Raw genomic sequence first — 14,080 nt, 5'->3', positions numbered from 1 at the left:
TGGCGGGGGCGAAGGAGTTGGGGATGGGGGAAGCCGGTTGAGGTTGGCGCTCCGTCACCCCCTTCTCTGCCCTGCCGGGCATCTCCCCCTCAAGGGGGGAGATCGGCAGTTCGGGCGCCCCGCCAACCTTCTTACGTTGAAAATTGGCGAAGGCCGAGGTGACATCCAATCTCCCCCCTGGAGGGGGGTGAGGAGTGGTCCGCATAGCGGACGGAAAGCCAACTGCTTGGCTTTCCGAACGACGAACGCCCGGAGCGACAGCGAAGGGCCGGCGCCGGCAGGCCAGAGAGGGGGGCCTGGGCGCAGGCGTCTCAAATCATGCTAGCTCTCTTCCTCCGCGACATCCGCCTTTCCATCCGCGCCGGCGGCGGCGCCTTGACCGGCGTCATCTTCTTCCTCGCCGTCATCGTCACCATCCCTTTCGGCGTCGGGCCGGACCTCAACCTCTTGTCCCGCATCGGCCCGGCGATCCTGTGGATCGCCGCCCTGCTCGCCTGCCTGCTTGGGCTCGACCGGCTGTTTCAGGCCGACCGCGAGGACGGCTCGCTCGACCTTTTGGTGCTCAACGGCGACCGCCACATGCTGGCACTGACGGTGCTGACGAAATGCCTGGCGCATTGGACGGGCAGCGTGCTGCCGCTGGTGGTCGCCGCACCCTTGCTCGGCCTGTTCATGAACATGGAGCCGCTGGGCATCGGTGCGACGGCGCTCACCCTTCTCATCGGCACGCCGGCCATCACCTTCATCGGCGCCGCGGGCGCCGCGGTCGCGGTGGCGCTGCCGCGCGGTGGGTTGCTGATCTCCGTGCTGGTGCTGCCTTTGACCATCCCGGTGCTGATCTTCGGCGTTTCGGCAAGCTATGGCGCCGTCGCCGATCCGGCGCCGTTCCTGCAGCCCTTCCTCATTCTTGCCGCGCTGACGCTGTTTCTTGCGGTGCTGGGTCCCTTGGCGGCGGCGCTGGCGCTGCGGCACGGGACGGATTGAGACGAGGAAGACGTTCCTCCACTGCGGCACCGCGACAAATTGCGGGCCGGCCCAAGCGAGGTTATGGGAAAGACATGATCGCGACGATTGGCATGATGGAAAGCGGGGCGCAGCCGATATGAGCGCGCACGCCCTGTTCGTCACCGCCGCCTATGCCATCACCGCCGTCGTGCTCGCCGGGCTGGTCGGCTGGATCCTGCTCGACCAGCGGGCGCGCAAGCGCGAGCTGGCGGCGCTGGAAGCGGCCGGCGTGCGGCGACGCTCCGACAAGGCCGCCAAGTCATGAACATCGAAACGTCATGAGCATCGAAACCGAAGCCCCGGCGCCGCGCCGCCGCCTGTTCGTGCTGTTGCCGCTGCTGGTGTTCCTGGGGCTGGCCGGGCTGTTCCTGTCGCAGCTGCTCTCGGGCCGCGACGCCTCGGAAATCCCCTCGGCGCTGATCGGCCTTCCGGCGCCGCGGACCGATCTGCCGCCGCTCGAGGGGACGAGCCTGCCGGGGCTCGAGTCAAAAGATTTTGCCGGAAAGGTGACGCTGGTCAACGTGTTCGCGTCCTGGTGCGCGCCGTGCCGCGAAGAGCATCCGGTGCTGCTCGGCCTGTCGCAGGACAAGCGCTTCACGCTCGCCGCGCTGAACTACAAGGACCAGCCCGAAAACGCCCGCCGCTTCCTTGGCGACCTCGGCAATCCGTATCAGGCGATCGGCGTCGACCCGGCCGGGCGCGCGGCGATCGACTGGGGCGTCTATGGCGTGCCCGAGACCTTCGTCATCGGCAAGGACGGCAAGATCGCCTACAAGCATGTCGGGCCGCTGACGCCCGATTCCGTGAGGGCGTTGCTGTTGCCGCAGATCGAGAAAGCCCTGGCGGCGCCGGGTTAGGCGTCCCCCTCATCCGGCCGCTACGCGGCCACCTTCTCCCCGAGGGGAGAAGGGGTTTGGCGCCGGCGATTACCTGCTCCTCTCCCCTGGGGGAGAGATCGGATTGCCCCGAATTGCCCTTCGCAATTCGGTTGGCGATCCGGGTGAGGGGGAATTCCCCTCGACCGGAAAAGACTTAACCGTAGATCTGCTTGTGGACCTGGTAGAGCATCTCGGAACGGTCGGCGCGCAGATCGGCGAGATCGCGGCTGGACAGGTTCTCGATTTCGGCGACGAGGCGGTTGTAGTGGCGGCGCTTGGCCATGCTGGCGCGGGCGCGGGAGACAAGATTGTCGAACATGACAGGGTTCCTTTAATGCCGCATTGGCGCGGCCGGTTGTTCCTCCCTGACGATTGTGAGGATGACATAGGAATGGTGCATTGCAAAAGAAAGATGTTGCAATGCACCATTGCAGCCAGCGCATAGCCGGTTAACCGCGGGCTAACGGGCCATGCGTCGGGCGCGGCCCGCAAGGCCGGTCCGCTTCACGCAGTTCTCATCTGTTTTGTCATACAAATTCCTGGTCTGCCGTCTTGCCAGATCGCCTTCGGACTGGCTTGATCCGCCCGTCACGTGAGTGCCGGGAGGAAAATGCATGGCGGCCGCAGACTATTACGACGTTCTCGATCCGCGCTTCTCGCGCCTGTTCAACGGCAGCGCCCAGGTGGAAAAGCTGTTCACCGGCTGCCGCTGGGCGGAAGGGCCGGCCTGGTTTGCCGCCGGCCGCTATGTCGTCTGGTCCGACATCCCCAACAACCGCATGCTGCGCTATGACGAGACCGACGGCAGCGTCAGCGTGTTCCGCCAGCCGTCCGGCAATTCCAACGGCAACACGGTCGACCGCCAGGGCCGGCTGGTGACCTGCGAGCATTCCGGCCGCCGCGTCAGCCGCACCGAATTCGACGGCTCGATCACCACCATCGCCGAGAAGTGGAAGGGCAAGCGGCTGAACTCGCCCAACGACGCGGTGGTGCGCTCGGACGGCTCGATCTGGTTCACCGACCCGAGCTACGGCATCGACACCGACTATGAGGGCGACAAGGCCGAGAGCGAGATCGGGGCCTGCAACGTCTATCGCGTCGATCCGGAGACCGGCGATGTCGAGGCCGTCATCACCGACATGGTGCGGCCGAACGGGCTTGCCTTCTCGCTCGACGAAAGCCTGCTCTATGTCGTCGACACCGGCCGCACGCATGGCGAGAAGAACCCGGCGCATATGCGCGTCTTCAACGTCGGCAAGCACGGCAGGAAGGTTTCCGGCGGCAAGGTCTTCGCCGACTGCACCGCCGGCCTGTTCGACGGTTTCAGGCTCGATTCCGACGGACGCATCTGGACAAGCGCGGCCGACGGCATCCATTGCTACGATCCGGACGGCACGCTGATCGGCAAGGTCAAGGTGCCGGAAGTGACCGCCAACTGCGTGTTCGGCGGCAACAAGCTAAACTGTCTCTACATCGCCGGCACCACCTCGCTCTACATGGTGCGGCTGATGGTGAACGGAGCCAAAACCTATTGAGCGAGACTGTTTGGAAATTCTACTCCGGCGGCCCTCTGCCGGCGGTTTCTGCGCTTCCGGTGCTCACGGACCCACAAGTCCGCTCCGCTCCGGTTCTCGAAACCACCATCATATGACTCGCCGGAGCGAATTTCGAAACAGTCTCGACCGTGCAAGCCACTGAAGGGGAGGGAGAAAAATGCCATTCGTCAACATCCGCATCGTCAAGGAAGTGATCGCCGCCGATCCGGCCGGCAAGAAGGCTGACATCGCCAAGAAGGTGACGTCGGCCATCATGGAGGCCACCGGGCTTAGCAATAACGATGTCTGGGTGGTGTTCGAGGAGGTCAACGCCCGCGACTGGTATGTCGGCAAGACCGATGTCGAGACGCTGCGGAAGGGGTAGGGCCGCACGTTCGGGTGCGGGCGCGCCCCTTCTCGCTCAGCTCGCCGCCGCTTGCTCGGCGGCTTCCTCGATGCGCTCCATGTCGTCGTCCGACAGGCCGAAATGGTGGCCGATCTCGTGGATCAGCACATGGGTGACGATGTCGCCCATCGTCTCCTCGTTCTCGGCCCAATAGTCGAGTATGGCGCGGCGGTAGAGCGTGATGCGGTTCGGCCCCTCGCCGGTCTGCGGGTTCCAGCGTTCGGCGATGCCGCGTCCCTCGAACAGGCCAAGCAGGTCGAAGGGCGTCTCCAGCGACAGGTCGTCCATGATTTCGTCGGTCGGGAAATCGGCGATCTGGATGATGATCTCGCCGGTGAGCTTGCGGAACTCGTCCGGCAGATGGGCATAGGCCTCCAACGCCAGAAGCTCCATCTCGTCGATCGACGGCGAGAGCTGGTCGTGCCAGGTGCGTGTCTTATAGATACGGGCCATGAAATGTCCTTTGATCCCGGCATATAGGCTTTCGCGCCGATAGAGGCAAATGAGCCGGCCGGGCGTCCGCTTTCACGGTAAAAGGTGAAGGAATAAATTCCTTGTGACTCTGCTTGACTCTTCCGGGCGCCTCTGGAATCTATAGGAACATAACAGGAACAATTGCTGCCGGAAGTGAACGTCATGGCGATGAGTGCCGTGGCGCGGGACACTGTTTTTGCCCTGCGCCGCCAGATCGCGAAGATCGAAGGAACGCTGCCCGAGCGCCTGCAAGCGCCGGCGCCTGGCGCGCCTGCTGATGTTACCGGATCGGACATGACGATCGTCCGGCGCGGCCTTGCCGTGGCCGCGGCGGACGCCTTCCTGCGCACCGGCATCGAGCGCCTCGACGCGGCCCTTGGCGGCGGCCTGCCCAGGGCGGCGCTCAGCGAAATCCATGGCCTGGAAACCCGCGATGCCGGCACTGTCGCCGGCTTCGCGCTCTCGCTCGTTAGCCTCATCCTCAAAGAGAAGCAGGGCCTCCCGATCCTCTGGGTCGGCACCGCGGAAATTTTCCATGAGGCGGGCTTTCCCTATGCCAGGGGGCTGCACGCCCTGTTCGGCATCGAGCCGGAGCAATTGCTGTTTTCCGAGGCGCCCAAGCTGCTCGATGCGCTATGGATCGCCGAGGAGGCCGCCCGCATGACCGCCTTCGCCGCGGTCATTCTGGAAGTCCGCGGCAGTCCGCAACGGCTCGACCTCACCGCCACGCGCCGGCTGCACGCCCGCGCCCAGAACGCCAGCCGGCCGCTGCTTTTGCTGCGCCAGGCGGGCGAGGCCGACCCCACCGCCGCGCCCGTGCGCCTCATTGTTTCGGCGGCGCCCGCGGCAAGCCGCGAGACAGTCGCCGGGCCGCTCGCCGGCTCGATCGGCCGCCCCGCCTTCAAAGTCGATATCGGCAAGAGCCGCACGGCCCTGCCCGGACAATTCACACTGGAGTGGAACCCAAATGAGCACGCTTTTGCAGAAAGAACAGAGAATTCTGTCGCTGTGGTTCCCGCATCTGGCCGCGGAACGGATCCTGCGCCAGCGTCTGGGGCGGTCCTGGCGTTCCCGGCCCTCGCAGCACCTGCCTCTTGTGATCAGCCATCGCGACAACAACACCCAGCGCATCGCAGCCCTCGACGAGCGGGCTGAGGCGCTGAAGCTGAAGCGCGGCATGGGCATTGCCGATGCGCGCGCCATGCACCCCTCGATCGATGTGGTGGAGGCCGACGCGGAAGCCGACCGCCGCCTGCTCGAAGGCCTTGCCGACTGGTGCGACCGCTACACGCCCCTGGTGGCGATCGACGCCGAGGACGGGCTGTTCCTCGACGTCACCGGCTGCACGCATCTCTTCGGCGGCGAGCGCGCCATGCAGGACGAGATCCTGACCCGCTTCTTCCAGCAGGGTTTCGATGTCCGCGCCGGGCTCGCCTCGACGCCGGGCGCCGCCTGGGCGGCGGCGCGCTTCCATGGCGACCGTATCGTGGCCGGCGGTGAGGAGGAGGCGCTGCTGGCGCCGCTGCCCTTGTCGGCGCTGCGCATCGCGCCGGAGACCCGCGCCGGCCTTGAGAGCGTCGGCCTGCGCACCGCCGGCGCGGTGATGGCAGCACCCCGCGCGCCGCTCGCCCGCCGCTTCGGCGCCTCTCTTCTTCTGCGCCTCGACCAGGCGCTCGGCCGCCTCGACGAAGCCGTGTCGCCGCGCCTTCCCGTCGCGCCGCTCTCGGTCGAGCGCCACCTTGCCGAGCCGGTCGTGCTCACCGACGAGATCGAGCGGCTGGTGAGCCGCCTTGCCGTCGCCTTGAAGAGCGACCTCGAACGGCGCGGCGAAGGCGCAAGGACACTGGCGCTGCTTCTCTTCCGCGTCGACGGCGCCGTCAGCCGCATCGCCGTCGGCACCTCGCGCCCGATGCGCGAGCCGCGGCTGATCCAAAGACTGTTCCACGAACGGCTGACCGCGCTGGAGCAGAGCATCGATGCCGGCTTCGGCTTCGACCTCGTGCGGCTGTCCGTGCTGTCGGTCGCCGCCTTCGACATGTTGCAAGGCGACCTCACCGGCGAGGCGGACGACGATGACGCCGACATCGCGCTGTTCGCCGACCGCGTCCGCGCCCGCCTCGGCGAGGCCGCCGTGCTGAAGCCGGTGGTCGTCGAAAGCCATCTGCCCGAACGCGCCGTCAAGACCGTGCCTTTCGCCGAGGCGCCGCAAAGGCGCGCGCCGGCGGCCGGCCGGGCGGCGCTGCCCCGAACAGCGCCGCCGATGACCATCTATCCGCCGGAGCGGCCGGTGCGCCTGTTCCGCTCGCCCGAACCGATCGAGGTGCCGGCGACCGAGATCCCGGAAGGCCCGCCGATGAATTTCCGCTGGCGGCGCGCGCTCTACCGCGTCGCCCGCGCCGAGGGGCCGGAACGCATCGCCGCCGAATGGTGGCGGCAGCTGCCCGGCGAGGAAGAGGCGCCGACCCGCGACTATTACCGCATCGAGGACAGCGAGGGACGCCGCTACTGGCTCTACCGCCAGGGTCTCTACAGCAGCGCGCCGCAGGCCGCGCCGCCGCGCTGGTTCATGCATGGGGTGTTCGCATGAATGCGCTGACCGTCATCCCCTATGCCGAGTTCGGCATCAGCTCGAATTTCTCTTTCCTGCGCGGCGCCTCCAAGCCGGAGGAGCTGGTGGTCACGGCGAAATTCCATGGTTTTGCCTCGATCGGCCTTGCCGACAGGAACACCGTGGCCGGCGTCGTGCGCGCCTGGCAGCAGGCCAAGGTGGAGAAGATGGCCTATCACCCGGGCTGCCGGCTGGTGTTCGGCGACGGCACGCCGGACATTCTGGCCTATCCCCGCGACCGCCAGGGGTGGGGCCATCTCTGCCGCATGCTGACCCAGGCCAATCTGCGCGACGAAACCGAGAAGGGCGCGACATTGCTCGAGCTCGACGACCTGCTCGAATGGGGCGATCGGATGTCGCTGGCGATCCTGCCAGATCTGTCGACAGACGCGGATGGCAATCTGGCATTCATTAGCCGGCTTAAGGATCGCTTCGGCTCGGTGCTCCGCCTTGCCGTGGCGCCAAATTATGCCGGGAATGACCGCTTCCGCATCGAGCAGGCGGCGGCGATGGCCGAGCATGCCCGCGTTCCGCTGATGGCGACCAATGACGTGCTTTATCACGCCGCCGAGCGTCGCCCGCTGCAGGATGTGCTCACCGCGATCCGCCTCAACACCCCGGTTTCCGACGTCGGGCTGGAGCTGACCGCCAATGCCGAGCGCCATCTGAAGCCGCCGTTGGAGATGGCGCGGCTTTTCCGCCGCCACCCGCAAGCGCTGGCCGAGACGCTGCGCCTCGCCGACGAGCTAAGTTTTTCGCTCAGCGATCTCGAATACAACTATCCGGACGAGCTGACCGAATCCGGGCTGGGGCCGCAGGCCGAGCTCGAACGCCTTGCCCGCGAAGGCGCGGCAAGACGCTATCCGGCCGGCATTCCCGATTATGTGCTGAAACGCATCGACAGCGAGCTCGCCTTGATCGAGCGCCTGAACTATGCCCGTTATTTCCTGACCGTCCACGACATCGTCAAATTCGCCCGCAGTCAGGACATCCTCTGCCAGGGCCGCGGTTCGGCCGCCAATTCGATCATCTGCTTCTGCATCGGCATCACCGAGGTCGGCCCCGAGCGCATCGACACCTTGTTCGAGCGCTTCATCTCCGAGGAGCGCAACGAGCCGCCCGATATCGACGTCGATTTCGAGCATGAACGGCGCGACGAGGTCATCGCCTATATCTACGAGAAATACAGCGCCAAGCGTACCGCCTTGGCCGCCGCCGTCATCAGCTATCGCGGCCGCTCTGCCCTACGCGAGGTGGCCAAGGCCATGGGCCTGTCGGAGGACGTGCGCAGCGCGCTGTCCAGCACCATCTGGGGCTGGTCGACCTCCGAGCTCGGCGAAAGGGAGGCCAATGCCGGCGGCCTCGACCGCACCGACCCGCTGTCCAGGCAGGTGCTGGAACGCGCCAACGAGATCATGGGCTTTCCCCGCCACCTTTCCCAGCATGTCGGCGGCTTCGTCATCACCCGCGACCGGCTCGACGAGGTCGTGCCCATCGTCAAGACGGCGATGGAGGAACGCAAGATGGTCGAATGGGACAAGGACGACCTCGACGCGGTGAAGATCCTCAAGGTGGACGTGCTGGCGCTCGGCATGCTGACCTGCCTGAAGCGCGCCTTCACCTTGCTCACCGACCATTATCCGCGGGCGCGGGATCCCTTTGGACGACCTTACGTGCTCGCCACCCTCCCCGAAGAGCACGAGGACGTTTACGCCATGATCCAAAGGGCCGACACGCTCGGCGTTTTCCAGATCGAGTCGCGCGCGCAGATGTCGATGCTGCCGCGCCTCAGGCCGGAGAATTTCTACGACCTCGTCATCGAGGTGGCGATCGTGCGTCCCGGCCCGATCCAGGGCGACATGGTGCATCCCTATCTACGCCGCCGGCAGGGCAAGGAGGCGGTCAATTATCCCAGCCTTGAGCTCAAGAAGATCCTCGGCAAGACGCTGGGCGTGCCGCTGTTCCAGGAACAAGCGATGAAGATCGCCATCGTCGCCGGCGGCTTCCGTCCGGGCGAGGCCGACGAGCTGCGCCGCGCCATGGCGACCTTCAAGCGCACCGGCACGATCGGCAATTACCGCCAGCGCATGGTCGACGGCATGGTCGGCAATGGCTACGACAAGGAGTTCGCCGAACGCTGCTTCAAGCAGATCGAGGGTTTCGGCGAATATGGCTTTCCCGAAAGCCATGCCGCGTCCTTCGCGCTGCTGGTCTACGCCTCCTGCTGGTTCAAGACCTTTTATCCCGACGTGTTCTGCGCCGCGATCCTGAACGCTCAGCCGATGGGTTTCTACCAGCCGGCCCAGCTCGTTCGTGACGCGCGCGACCATGGCGTCGAGATACGCGAGGTCGACATCAACCATTCCGTCTGGGACTGCACGCTGGAAGCAACCGCCTTCGATCCGTCGCGCATCCTCGAACGCCACGCCTCGATGCGCGGCGTCATCGAAACGGCGCATGCCGTCAGGCTCGGCTTCCGCCAGATCAAGGGCCTGTCCGAGGAACGCATGGATATAGTCGTCGCGCAACGCAGCGACGGCTATCGCTCGGTCAGGGATGTCTGGCTGCGGTCGGGCCTCGATGTCGGCGAGATCGAGAAGCTGGCGCAGGCCGACGCGTTCCGCTCGATCGGCCTCGACCGCCGTGCCGCGCTCTGGGAGGTGCGGGCGCTCGACGGCAAGAGCGCCGCCGAGAAGCTGCCGTTGTTCGACCAGCCGTCGCTCAGCCTGCGCGAGCTGGAGCCGGAAACGAAACTGCCGAAAATGCCGCTCGGCGAGCATGTCGTGCACGACTACCGCTCGCTCGGCCTGTCGCTGAAGGAACATCCCGTCGCCTTCCTGCGCGAAAGGCTGGATCGCGCCGGCATCACCCCAAATGCCCGCCTGCCATCGGTGCGCGACGGCCGCCGCGTCTCCGTCGCCGGCCTCGTGCTGGTGCGCCAGCGCCCGGGCAAGGGCAATGCCATCTTCCTCACGCTGGAGGACGAAAAGTCGATCGCCAACGTCATCATCTGGCCACGCGTCTTCGACCGCTTCCGCTCCATCGTCATGGGCGCCCGCTTCATCCGCGTCACCGGCAAGCTGCAGCATGAATCGGACGTCATCCACATCGTCGCCGACCGGATCGAGGATCTGACCTCCTGGCTGAGCGTGCTGCTGGAGTCCGCCAATCGCCCGGTCATCGAGCATGATCCCGCCGAACGGCCGGTTGGACCGGCGTCCGCCGCAAACCGTGGCCTGCCGGTCCGCCAGGACATCGCGGCGCTGTCGAGCACCGCGCGGCAAGTCATGCCCAAGGGACGGAATTTTCAGTAAGGCGCAGCGCCGAAGCTGCCAATCTCCCCCTTGCGGGGGAGACGTCCGGCAGGACAGAGAGGGGTGCTGTCCCGCCGGCATTTTGGATTTTCGTGCAGCAGCAGCGTTAGGTAGTCACGAGCGCCTCCGCCAACCTCGAAGGCTTGCGACGTCCCGCCCTAAGACGGCCCGCTCAACCGCGGCGTCGGTGGCGCCAGCATGTCCTCGGCCGAGATCGTGCGCGCCTCCGATGGCAGCATGACCGGGATGCCGTCGCGCACCGGATAGGCGAGCTTCGCCACGCGCGAGACCAGCTCGCTGCGCTCTGGGTCCCAGGTCAGCGGCCCCTTGGTCAGCGGGCAGGCCAGCAGCTCCAGCAGCTTCGGGTCGACCTCGGCTTTTCGAGCGTCACGTCCGTCCGCCGGCATCGCACTTTTCCATTGTCCAATTCCCCCGGCGCTAAGTGTGTTGAGATTCAGGTCAGGCCGAGCCGAAAACGGTGGTTTCCGAGAACCGGAGCGGAGCGTACTTGAAGTACGTGAGCACCGGAAGCGCAGGAAGCCGCCATTTGCAGGCCGGCCTCACCTGAATATCGATGCACTTATTGCAGGCTTGACCCAAACTCGTCATCCTCGCGTGCCAGCGTCATTTCGGTGATGGCGATCAGCGTTTCGGCGCGCGTCTTCAGGTCCGGCGCTTCCAGCAACGCCTGTTTCTCGGCCGGTCCATAGGGCGCCATCATCGACAGCGCGTTGACCAGCATGCCGTTTTCGGCGCGGCTGACGCTTTCCCAGTCGGCCTCGAGGTCGTTGGCCTGCAGATAGGCGCGAAACGCCTTGAGCAGCGCTGGCCGGTCGACCTCGGCGGCGGCCGGGTCTTCCTCGAGATCGGCCAAAAACGGCGTGATCTTGGACTGCCGGAACGGCGCCTTTGCCGCGAGTTCCTGCACGATGCGGAACCGGCACACGCCCTGCAGCGAGATCAGGTAGCGGCCGTCCCCGGTCTCGGCGAGCGATATGATGCGCCCGGCGCAACCGACGCTGCACAGCTCCGGCTCCCCGTCGTCGCGCAAGGCGCCGTCGAGGCTAGGCTGGATCATGCCGATCAGCCGCGGGCCGGCCATCGCCTGGTCGATCATCTGCAGATAGCGCGGCTCGAAGATGTTGAGCGGCATGCGGCCGCCGGGCAGAAGCAGCGCTCCGGCGAGCGGGAACACCGGGATTGCCGACGGCAGATCCTTGGCGAGCCGGTAGAGGGCGTTACCGACGCGCACCGCAACCCTCCCAAAGCAACGCCGGCAAGCGCATCACCCTGCAATCTCCTCTCGCACCGGCAAACCCTTCTTGATCGGCACAGCCCTTATCTGGCGCTGGCGCTCCGCCGCTCAACCCCGCCGGCCGCGACAGCTGGCAAAAAACTTTGAGCGCAATCCCGGAACAAGTACGGTGCCCGTCCGGAATTGCGCAAAAAAAAGCCTAGAGCAATTCCAGGAAAAGTGTGAAACGGTTTTCCGTCTGGAATTGCGTCGGAACAAGATCGGTTCGGCGATTCCGTGAAACGCCGAAGCCGCCCTACGAGAACAGCAGCGACGAGAGCTTGCGGCGTGCGCCAAGCGTCGCCTCGTCGGTCATCCCCCAGGCCTCGAACAGCTTCAGAAGCTGCGCCCTGGCGCCGTCCTCGTTCCACGTCCGGTCGGCCTTGACGATCGCCAGCAGATTGTCGGCGGCCGCATTGCGTTCGCCGCGCGCGTTCTGGATCATCGCCAGGTCGAAGCGCGCCTGATGGTCGGCCGGGTTGGCGGCCAGCCGGCGCTCGAACTCGGCTGGATTGCCGAGCGCGGCCGCTTCCGCCGCCAGGGTCATCTTGGTGCGCAGCGCGGCCAGCGCCGGCGCGTCCTTCTTGTCCTCGGGCGCCCGGGCGAGCACGGCTTCGGCGCCTTCCGCGTCGCCGGCGTCGAACAGGATCTCGCCCAGGCCGGCGACCGCCTCGATCGTCTCCGGCGCCTGCTCGAGGATCGCATCGTAGATGTCGGCCGCGGTCTGGAGGTCGCCGGCTGTCCGCGCCTCGGCGGCTGCGGCAAGCGCGTCCGCGATCTGCGGCGCGCCGCCGCCCTTGCCGCCGACCTTCTGGATGAACTGGGCGATCTGGCTTTCGGGAACAGCGCCCATGAAGCCGTCGACCGGCTGGCCGTCCTTGAAGGCGATGACCGCGGGTATCGACTGGATGCCGAGCTGGCCGGCGATCGAGGGATGGTCGTCGATGTTCATCTTGACCAGCTTGACCTTGCCGCCGGCGGCCTGGACCGCCTTTTCGAGCTGCGGCGTCAACTGCTTGCAGGGCCCGCACCATGGCGCCCAGAAATCGACCAGCACCGGCTGGCGGCGCGATTCCTGGATGACGTCGGCGGCGAAGGCTGCGGTTGTCGTGTCCTTGATCAGGTCGGCCACCGCCGGCGCGTCGCCGAGCGAAACCTTGGCGCGGTCGCCGCCGCCATACTGCACCGTCTGGGCGTATTGGCCACCATTGCCGCCGAACGCGCCGCTATACGGATTGTTGTCACTCATCTTGTCGCCCTTTCGGTCGCGCTCTTGAGGCGTCGGCGCCCGGCGCGTCATTGTCGGATTTCGAAAACCGCCTTGCATGTGGCGATCAGCCCCTGACTTTCAAGGTTAAGGGGAGCTTCAAGGTCATGAGACTTTCAGGATAACAGGATCGTGGCCGGTTGCCTCGACGAATCTGATCAGGTCGGCGGCCGCGATCGAGGTCGTCGCCTCATTGGTCAGCGGATGGCCGTTGATGACGTCATGGCTCATCAAAGCCTGGTCGAGCACGATCTTGACCTTCCCTTCCGTGTCGTTGATCAGGCCGAAAACGGTGACCGCGCCGGGGATGACGCCGAGCAGTTCCATCAGCATCTCCGGCTTGCCGAACGACACCCTGCTGGTGGCGCCGATCAGGTGGTGGATCTGCTTCAGGTCGACCACGGCGTCCTCGCCGACGGTGACGAGGAAATAATTGTCCTTCTTGTCCTTGAGGAACAGGTTCTTGGTGTGGCCGCCGGGAATCTCGCCGCGCAGGCCTTGCGAATCGGCGACTGTGAACAGCGGCGGGTGCCGCACCGTCGAGACGGAAATGCCGAGGTCGGCAAGAAATTCGTTGAGCTCGGCTTCGGTCTTCGGCATCGGTCCTCGCGCGGTCGAACAGGGCTCATGCCGTTTACGGCCAACGGTGCCATCGGGGCAAGGCCGCCGCTGCGATTCCGGGAAAGGCGGGCGGCGGCTTCGCATGCGGATTCGTGACCGGTCCGGTTTCGCGCCGCTTCGATGCTTTCGAAGCGAACGTCGCCGCGGCAGGAATTCGCGCCAAAAAGACCGTCATTTCCCTGTTGCAATCGCCGCGCTCTTCGGCCATATAGGCGCGGCTTGCGGCCCTAGGCCGCGCGAGCGGGTGTAGCTCAGGGGTAGAGCACAACCTTGCCAAGGTTGGGGTCGAGCGTTCGAATCGCTTCACCCGCTCCAGTTTCCTCAAGGAAAGCAAGCAAACGAAAAGCCGCGGACCTCCGCGGCTTTTTCGCGTTTGAGGCTTGCAAGCGGGGCCCGCAGCGCCCGGACCGTTGGCGAAAAGCCGCCAACGCTTCCCGCCACGGATCTCCCGCGAAGGGATCAAGCACACGGATCAGGCGATCCTTCCCCCGGCATGTAGCGTCCACCGTCTGGAAAATATCAACCGCCCATCAGACTTGGGTCGCATGCCGAAGGGACTGTAGAGCCTCTTTTGCCGGACGCCCGACAACTATATGTTGAGTGGAAGTGCTGGAACTAATCCGGCCGGGCAGTCTCGCGGGGAGCATTCCCGCAAGTCGTTACGTTGGGGCATAGCTG

General features: G+C 65.8%; 14 protein-coding genes and 1 tRNA gene. 9 read left to right on the top strand and 6 right to left on the bottom strand.

Translation table 11 applies throughout. From position 1 onward, the window contains the following. Positions 1-318 precede the first annotated feature (318 nt). The 3 genes from ccmB (at position 319) to LB572_RS21825 (ending at position 1,862) form a co-directional block, all read left to right on the top strand. Positions 319-984, top strand: coding sequence for a heme exporter protein CcmB (ccmB, locus tag LB572_RS21835; protein ID WP_140808556.1), 666 nt, complete (start codon positions 319-321; stop codon positions 982-984). A 118-nt stretch (positions 985-1,102) separates the two neighbouring features. Further along, complete coding sequence (gene ccmD, locus LB572_RS21830) at positions 1,103-1,270, top strand: heme exporter protein CcmD (protein WP_224669163.1); 168 nt, start codon at positions 1,103-1,105, stop codon at positions 1,268-1,270. Between the two features lie 13 nt (positions 1,271-1,283). Further along, the gene (locus LB572_RS21825; protein WP_140808553.1) at positions 1,284-1,862 is read left to right on the top strand and encodes a DsbE family thiol:disulfide interchange protein; all 579 of its coding nucleotides are present in this window, start codon (positions 1,284-1,286) and stop codon (positions 1,860-1,862) included. Between the two features lie 175 nt (positions 1,863-2,037). Here the strand turns inward: LB572_RS21825 and LB572_RS21820 are convergent, their stop codons facing one another. Further along, the gene (locus tag LB572_RS21820; protein WP_181177681.1) at positions 2,038-2,202 is read right to left on the bottom strand and encodes a hypothetical protein; all 165 of its coding nucleotides are present in this window, start codon (positions 2,200-2,202) and stop codon (positions 2,038-2,040) included. Positions 2,203-2,497: 295 nt separating this feature from the next. Between LB572_RS21820 and LB572_RS21815 the strand changes: the two genes are divergently transcribed. Together LB572_RS21815 and LB572_RS21810 are read left to right on the top strand one after the other, a co-directional pair. Further along, a complete protein-coding gene (locus LB572_RS21815) occupies positions 2,498-3,418 on the top strand; it encodes an SMP-30/gluconolactonase/LRE family protein (RefSeq protein ID WP_224669162.1) in 921 nt (306 codons plus the stop codon). 178 nt (positions 3,419-3,596) lie between these two features. Beyond that, entirely contained in the window at positions 3,597-3,803 is a 207-nt protein-coding gene (locus LB572_RS21810; protein WP_128259601.1) for a tautomerase family protein, read from the top strand. Between the two features lie 36 nt (positions 3,804-3,839). Here LB572_RS21810 and LB572_RS21805 read toward each other — a convergent pair whose 3' ends face one another. After that, positions 3,840-4,277, bottom strand: coding sequence for a metallopeptidase family protein (locus LB572_RS21805; RefSeq protein ID WP_140808549.1), 438 nt, complete (start codon positions 4,275-4,277; stop codon positions 3,840-3,842). A 183-nt stretch (positions 4,278-4,460) separates the two neighbouring features. Here LB572_RS21805 and LB572_RS21800 point away from each other — a divergent pair, with 183 nt between their 5' ends. The 3 genes from LB572_RS21800 to LB572_RS21790 are packed head-to-tail and all read left to right on the top strand — an operon-like array spanning position 4,461 to position 10,220. Then, positions 4,461-5,453 (top strand): ImuA family protein, encoded by a 993-nt coding sequence (locus LB572_RS21800; protein ID WP_224669166.1) that lies wholly within the window; start codon positions 4,461-4,463, stop codon positions 5,451-5,453. Continuing rightward, positions 5,395-6,885 (top strand): DUF6504 family protein, encoded by a 1,491-nt coding sequence (locus LB572_RS21795; RefSeq protein WP_224669161.1) that lies wholly within the window; start codon positions 5,395-5,397, stop codon positions 6,883-6,885. Before LB572_RS21800 ends, LB572_RS21795 begins: the two co-directional genes overlap by 59 nt. Beyond that, positions 6,882-10,220, top strand: a complete 3,339-nt coding sequence (locus LB572_RS21790; protein ID WP_224669160.1) for an error-prone DNA polymerase — start codon at positions 6,882-6,884, stop codon at positions 10,218-10,220. Before LB572_RS21795 ends, LB572_RS21790 begins: the two co-directional genes overlap by 4 nt. Positions 10,221-10,378: 158 nt before the next feature. Here the strand turns inward: LB572_RS21790 and LB572_RS21785 are convergent, their stop codons facing one another. The 4 genes from LB572_RS21785 to LB572_RS21770 all read right to left on the bottom strand — a co-directional run bounded on the left by LB572_RS21785 (position 10,379) and on the right by LB572_RS21770 (position 13,381). After that, positions 10,379-10,627, bottom strand: a complete 249-nt coding sequence (locus LB572_RS21785) for a Trm112 family protein (RefSeq protein WP_140808543.1) — start codon at positions 10,625-10,627, stop codon at positions 10,379-10,381. 173 nt (positions 10,628-10,800) lie between these two features. Continuing rightward, on the bottom strand, positions 10,801-11,472 hold the full coding sequence (locus LB572_RS21780) for an LON peptidase substrate-binding domain-containing protein (protein WP_140808541.1): 672 nt from the start codon (positions 11,470-11,472) through the stop codon (positions 10,801-10,803). A gap of 298 nt (positions 11,473-11,770) precedes the next feature. Next, on the bottom strand, positions 11,771-12,763 hold the full coding sequence (trxA, locus tag LB572_RS21775; RefSeq protein WP_140808539.1) for a thioredoxin: 993 nt from the start codon (positions 12,761-12,763) through the stop codon (positions 11,771-11,773). A 123-nt stretch (positions 12,764-12,886) separates the two neighbouring features. Continuing rightward, positions 12,887-13,381, bottom strand: a complete 495-nt coding sequence (locus LB572_RS21770) for a prolyl-tRNA synthetase associated domain-containing protein (RefSeq protein WP_140808535.1) — start codon at positions 13,379-13,381, stop codon at positions 12,887-12,889. Between the two features lie 261 nt (positions 13,382-13,642). Between LB572_RS21770 and LB572_RS21765 the strand changes: the two genes are divergently transcribed. After that, positions 13,643-13,717, top strand: a tRNA-Gly gene (locus LB572_RS21765). The last annotated feature ends 363 nt before the right edge of the window (positions 13,718-14,080 follow it).

It is taken from the genome of Mesorhizobium sp. BH1-1-5, assembly GCF_020165615.1.
GTDB lineage: Bacteria > Pseudomonadota > Alphaproteobacteria > Rhizobiales > Rhizobiaceae > Mesorhizobium.
The sequence above is the reverse complement of the archived record's forward strand: the minus strand, read 5'-3'. Positions and strand labels throughout refer to the sequence as shown.

Excerpts from the sequence above, each read along its gene's own strand:
- LB572_RS21815 (WP_224669162.1), top strand. The coding sequence starts at position 2,498 with ATGGCGGCCGCAGACTATTACGACGTTCTCGATCCGCGCTTCTCGCGC.
- LB572_RS21820 (WP_181177681.1), bottom strand. The coding sequence starts at position 2,202 with ATGTTCGACAATCTTGTCTCCCGCGCCCGCGCCAGCATGGCCAAGCGC.
- LB572_RS21770 (WP_140808535.1), bottom strand. The coding sequence starts at position 13,381 with ATGCCGAAGACCGAAGCCGAGCTCAACGAATTTCTTGCCGACCTCGGC.
- ccmB (WP_140808556.1), top strand. The coding sequence starts at position 319 with ATGCTAGCTCTCTTCCTCCGCGACATCCGCCTTTCCATCCGCGCCGGC.
- LB572_RS21810 (WP_128259601.1), top strand. The coding sequence starts at position 3,597 with ATGCCATTCGTCAACATCCGCATCGTCAAGGAAGTGATCGCCGCCGAT.
- LB572_RS21785 (WP_140808543.1), bottom strand. The coding sequence starts at position 10,627 with ATGCCGGCGGACGGACGTGACGCTCGAAAAGCCGAGGTCGACCCGAAG.
- LB572_RS21790 (WP_224669160.1), top strand. The coding sequence starts at position 6,882 with ATGAATGCGCTGACCGTCATCCCCTATGCCGAGTTCGGCATCAGCTCG.
- LB572_RS21825 (WP_140808553.1), top strand. The coding sequence starts at position 1,284 with ATGAGCATCGAAACCGAAGCCCCGGCGCCGCGCCGCCGCCTGTTCGTG.
- ccmD (WP_224669163.1), top strand. The coding sequence starts at position 1,103 with ATGAGCGCGCACGCCCTGTTCGTCACCGCCGCCTATGCCATCACCGCC.
- trxA (WP_140808539.1), bottom strand. The coding sequence starts at position 12,763 with ATGAGTGACAACAATCCGTATAGCGGCGCGTTCGGCGGCAATGGTGGC.
- LB572_RS21805 (WP_140808549.1), bottom strand. The coding sequence starts at position 4,277 with ATGGCCCGTATCTATAAGACACGCACCTGGCACGACCAGCTCTCGCCG.
- LB572_RS21800 (WP_224669166.1), top strand. The coding sequence starts at position 4,461 with ATGGCGATGAGTGCCGTGGCGCGGGACACTGTTTTTGCCCTGCGCCGC.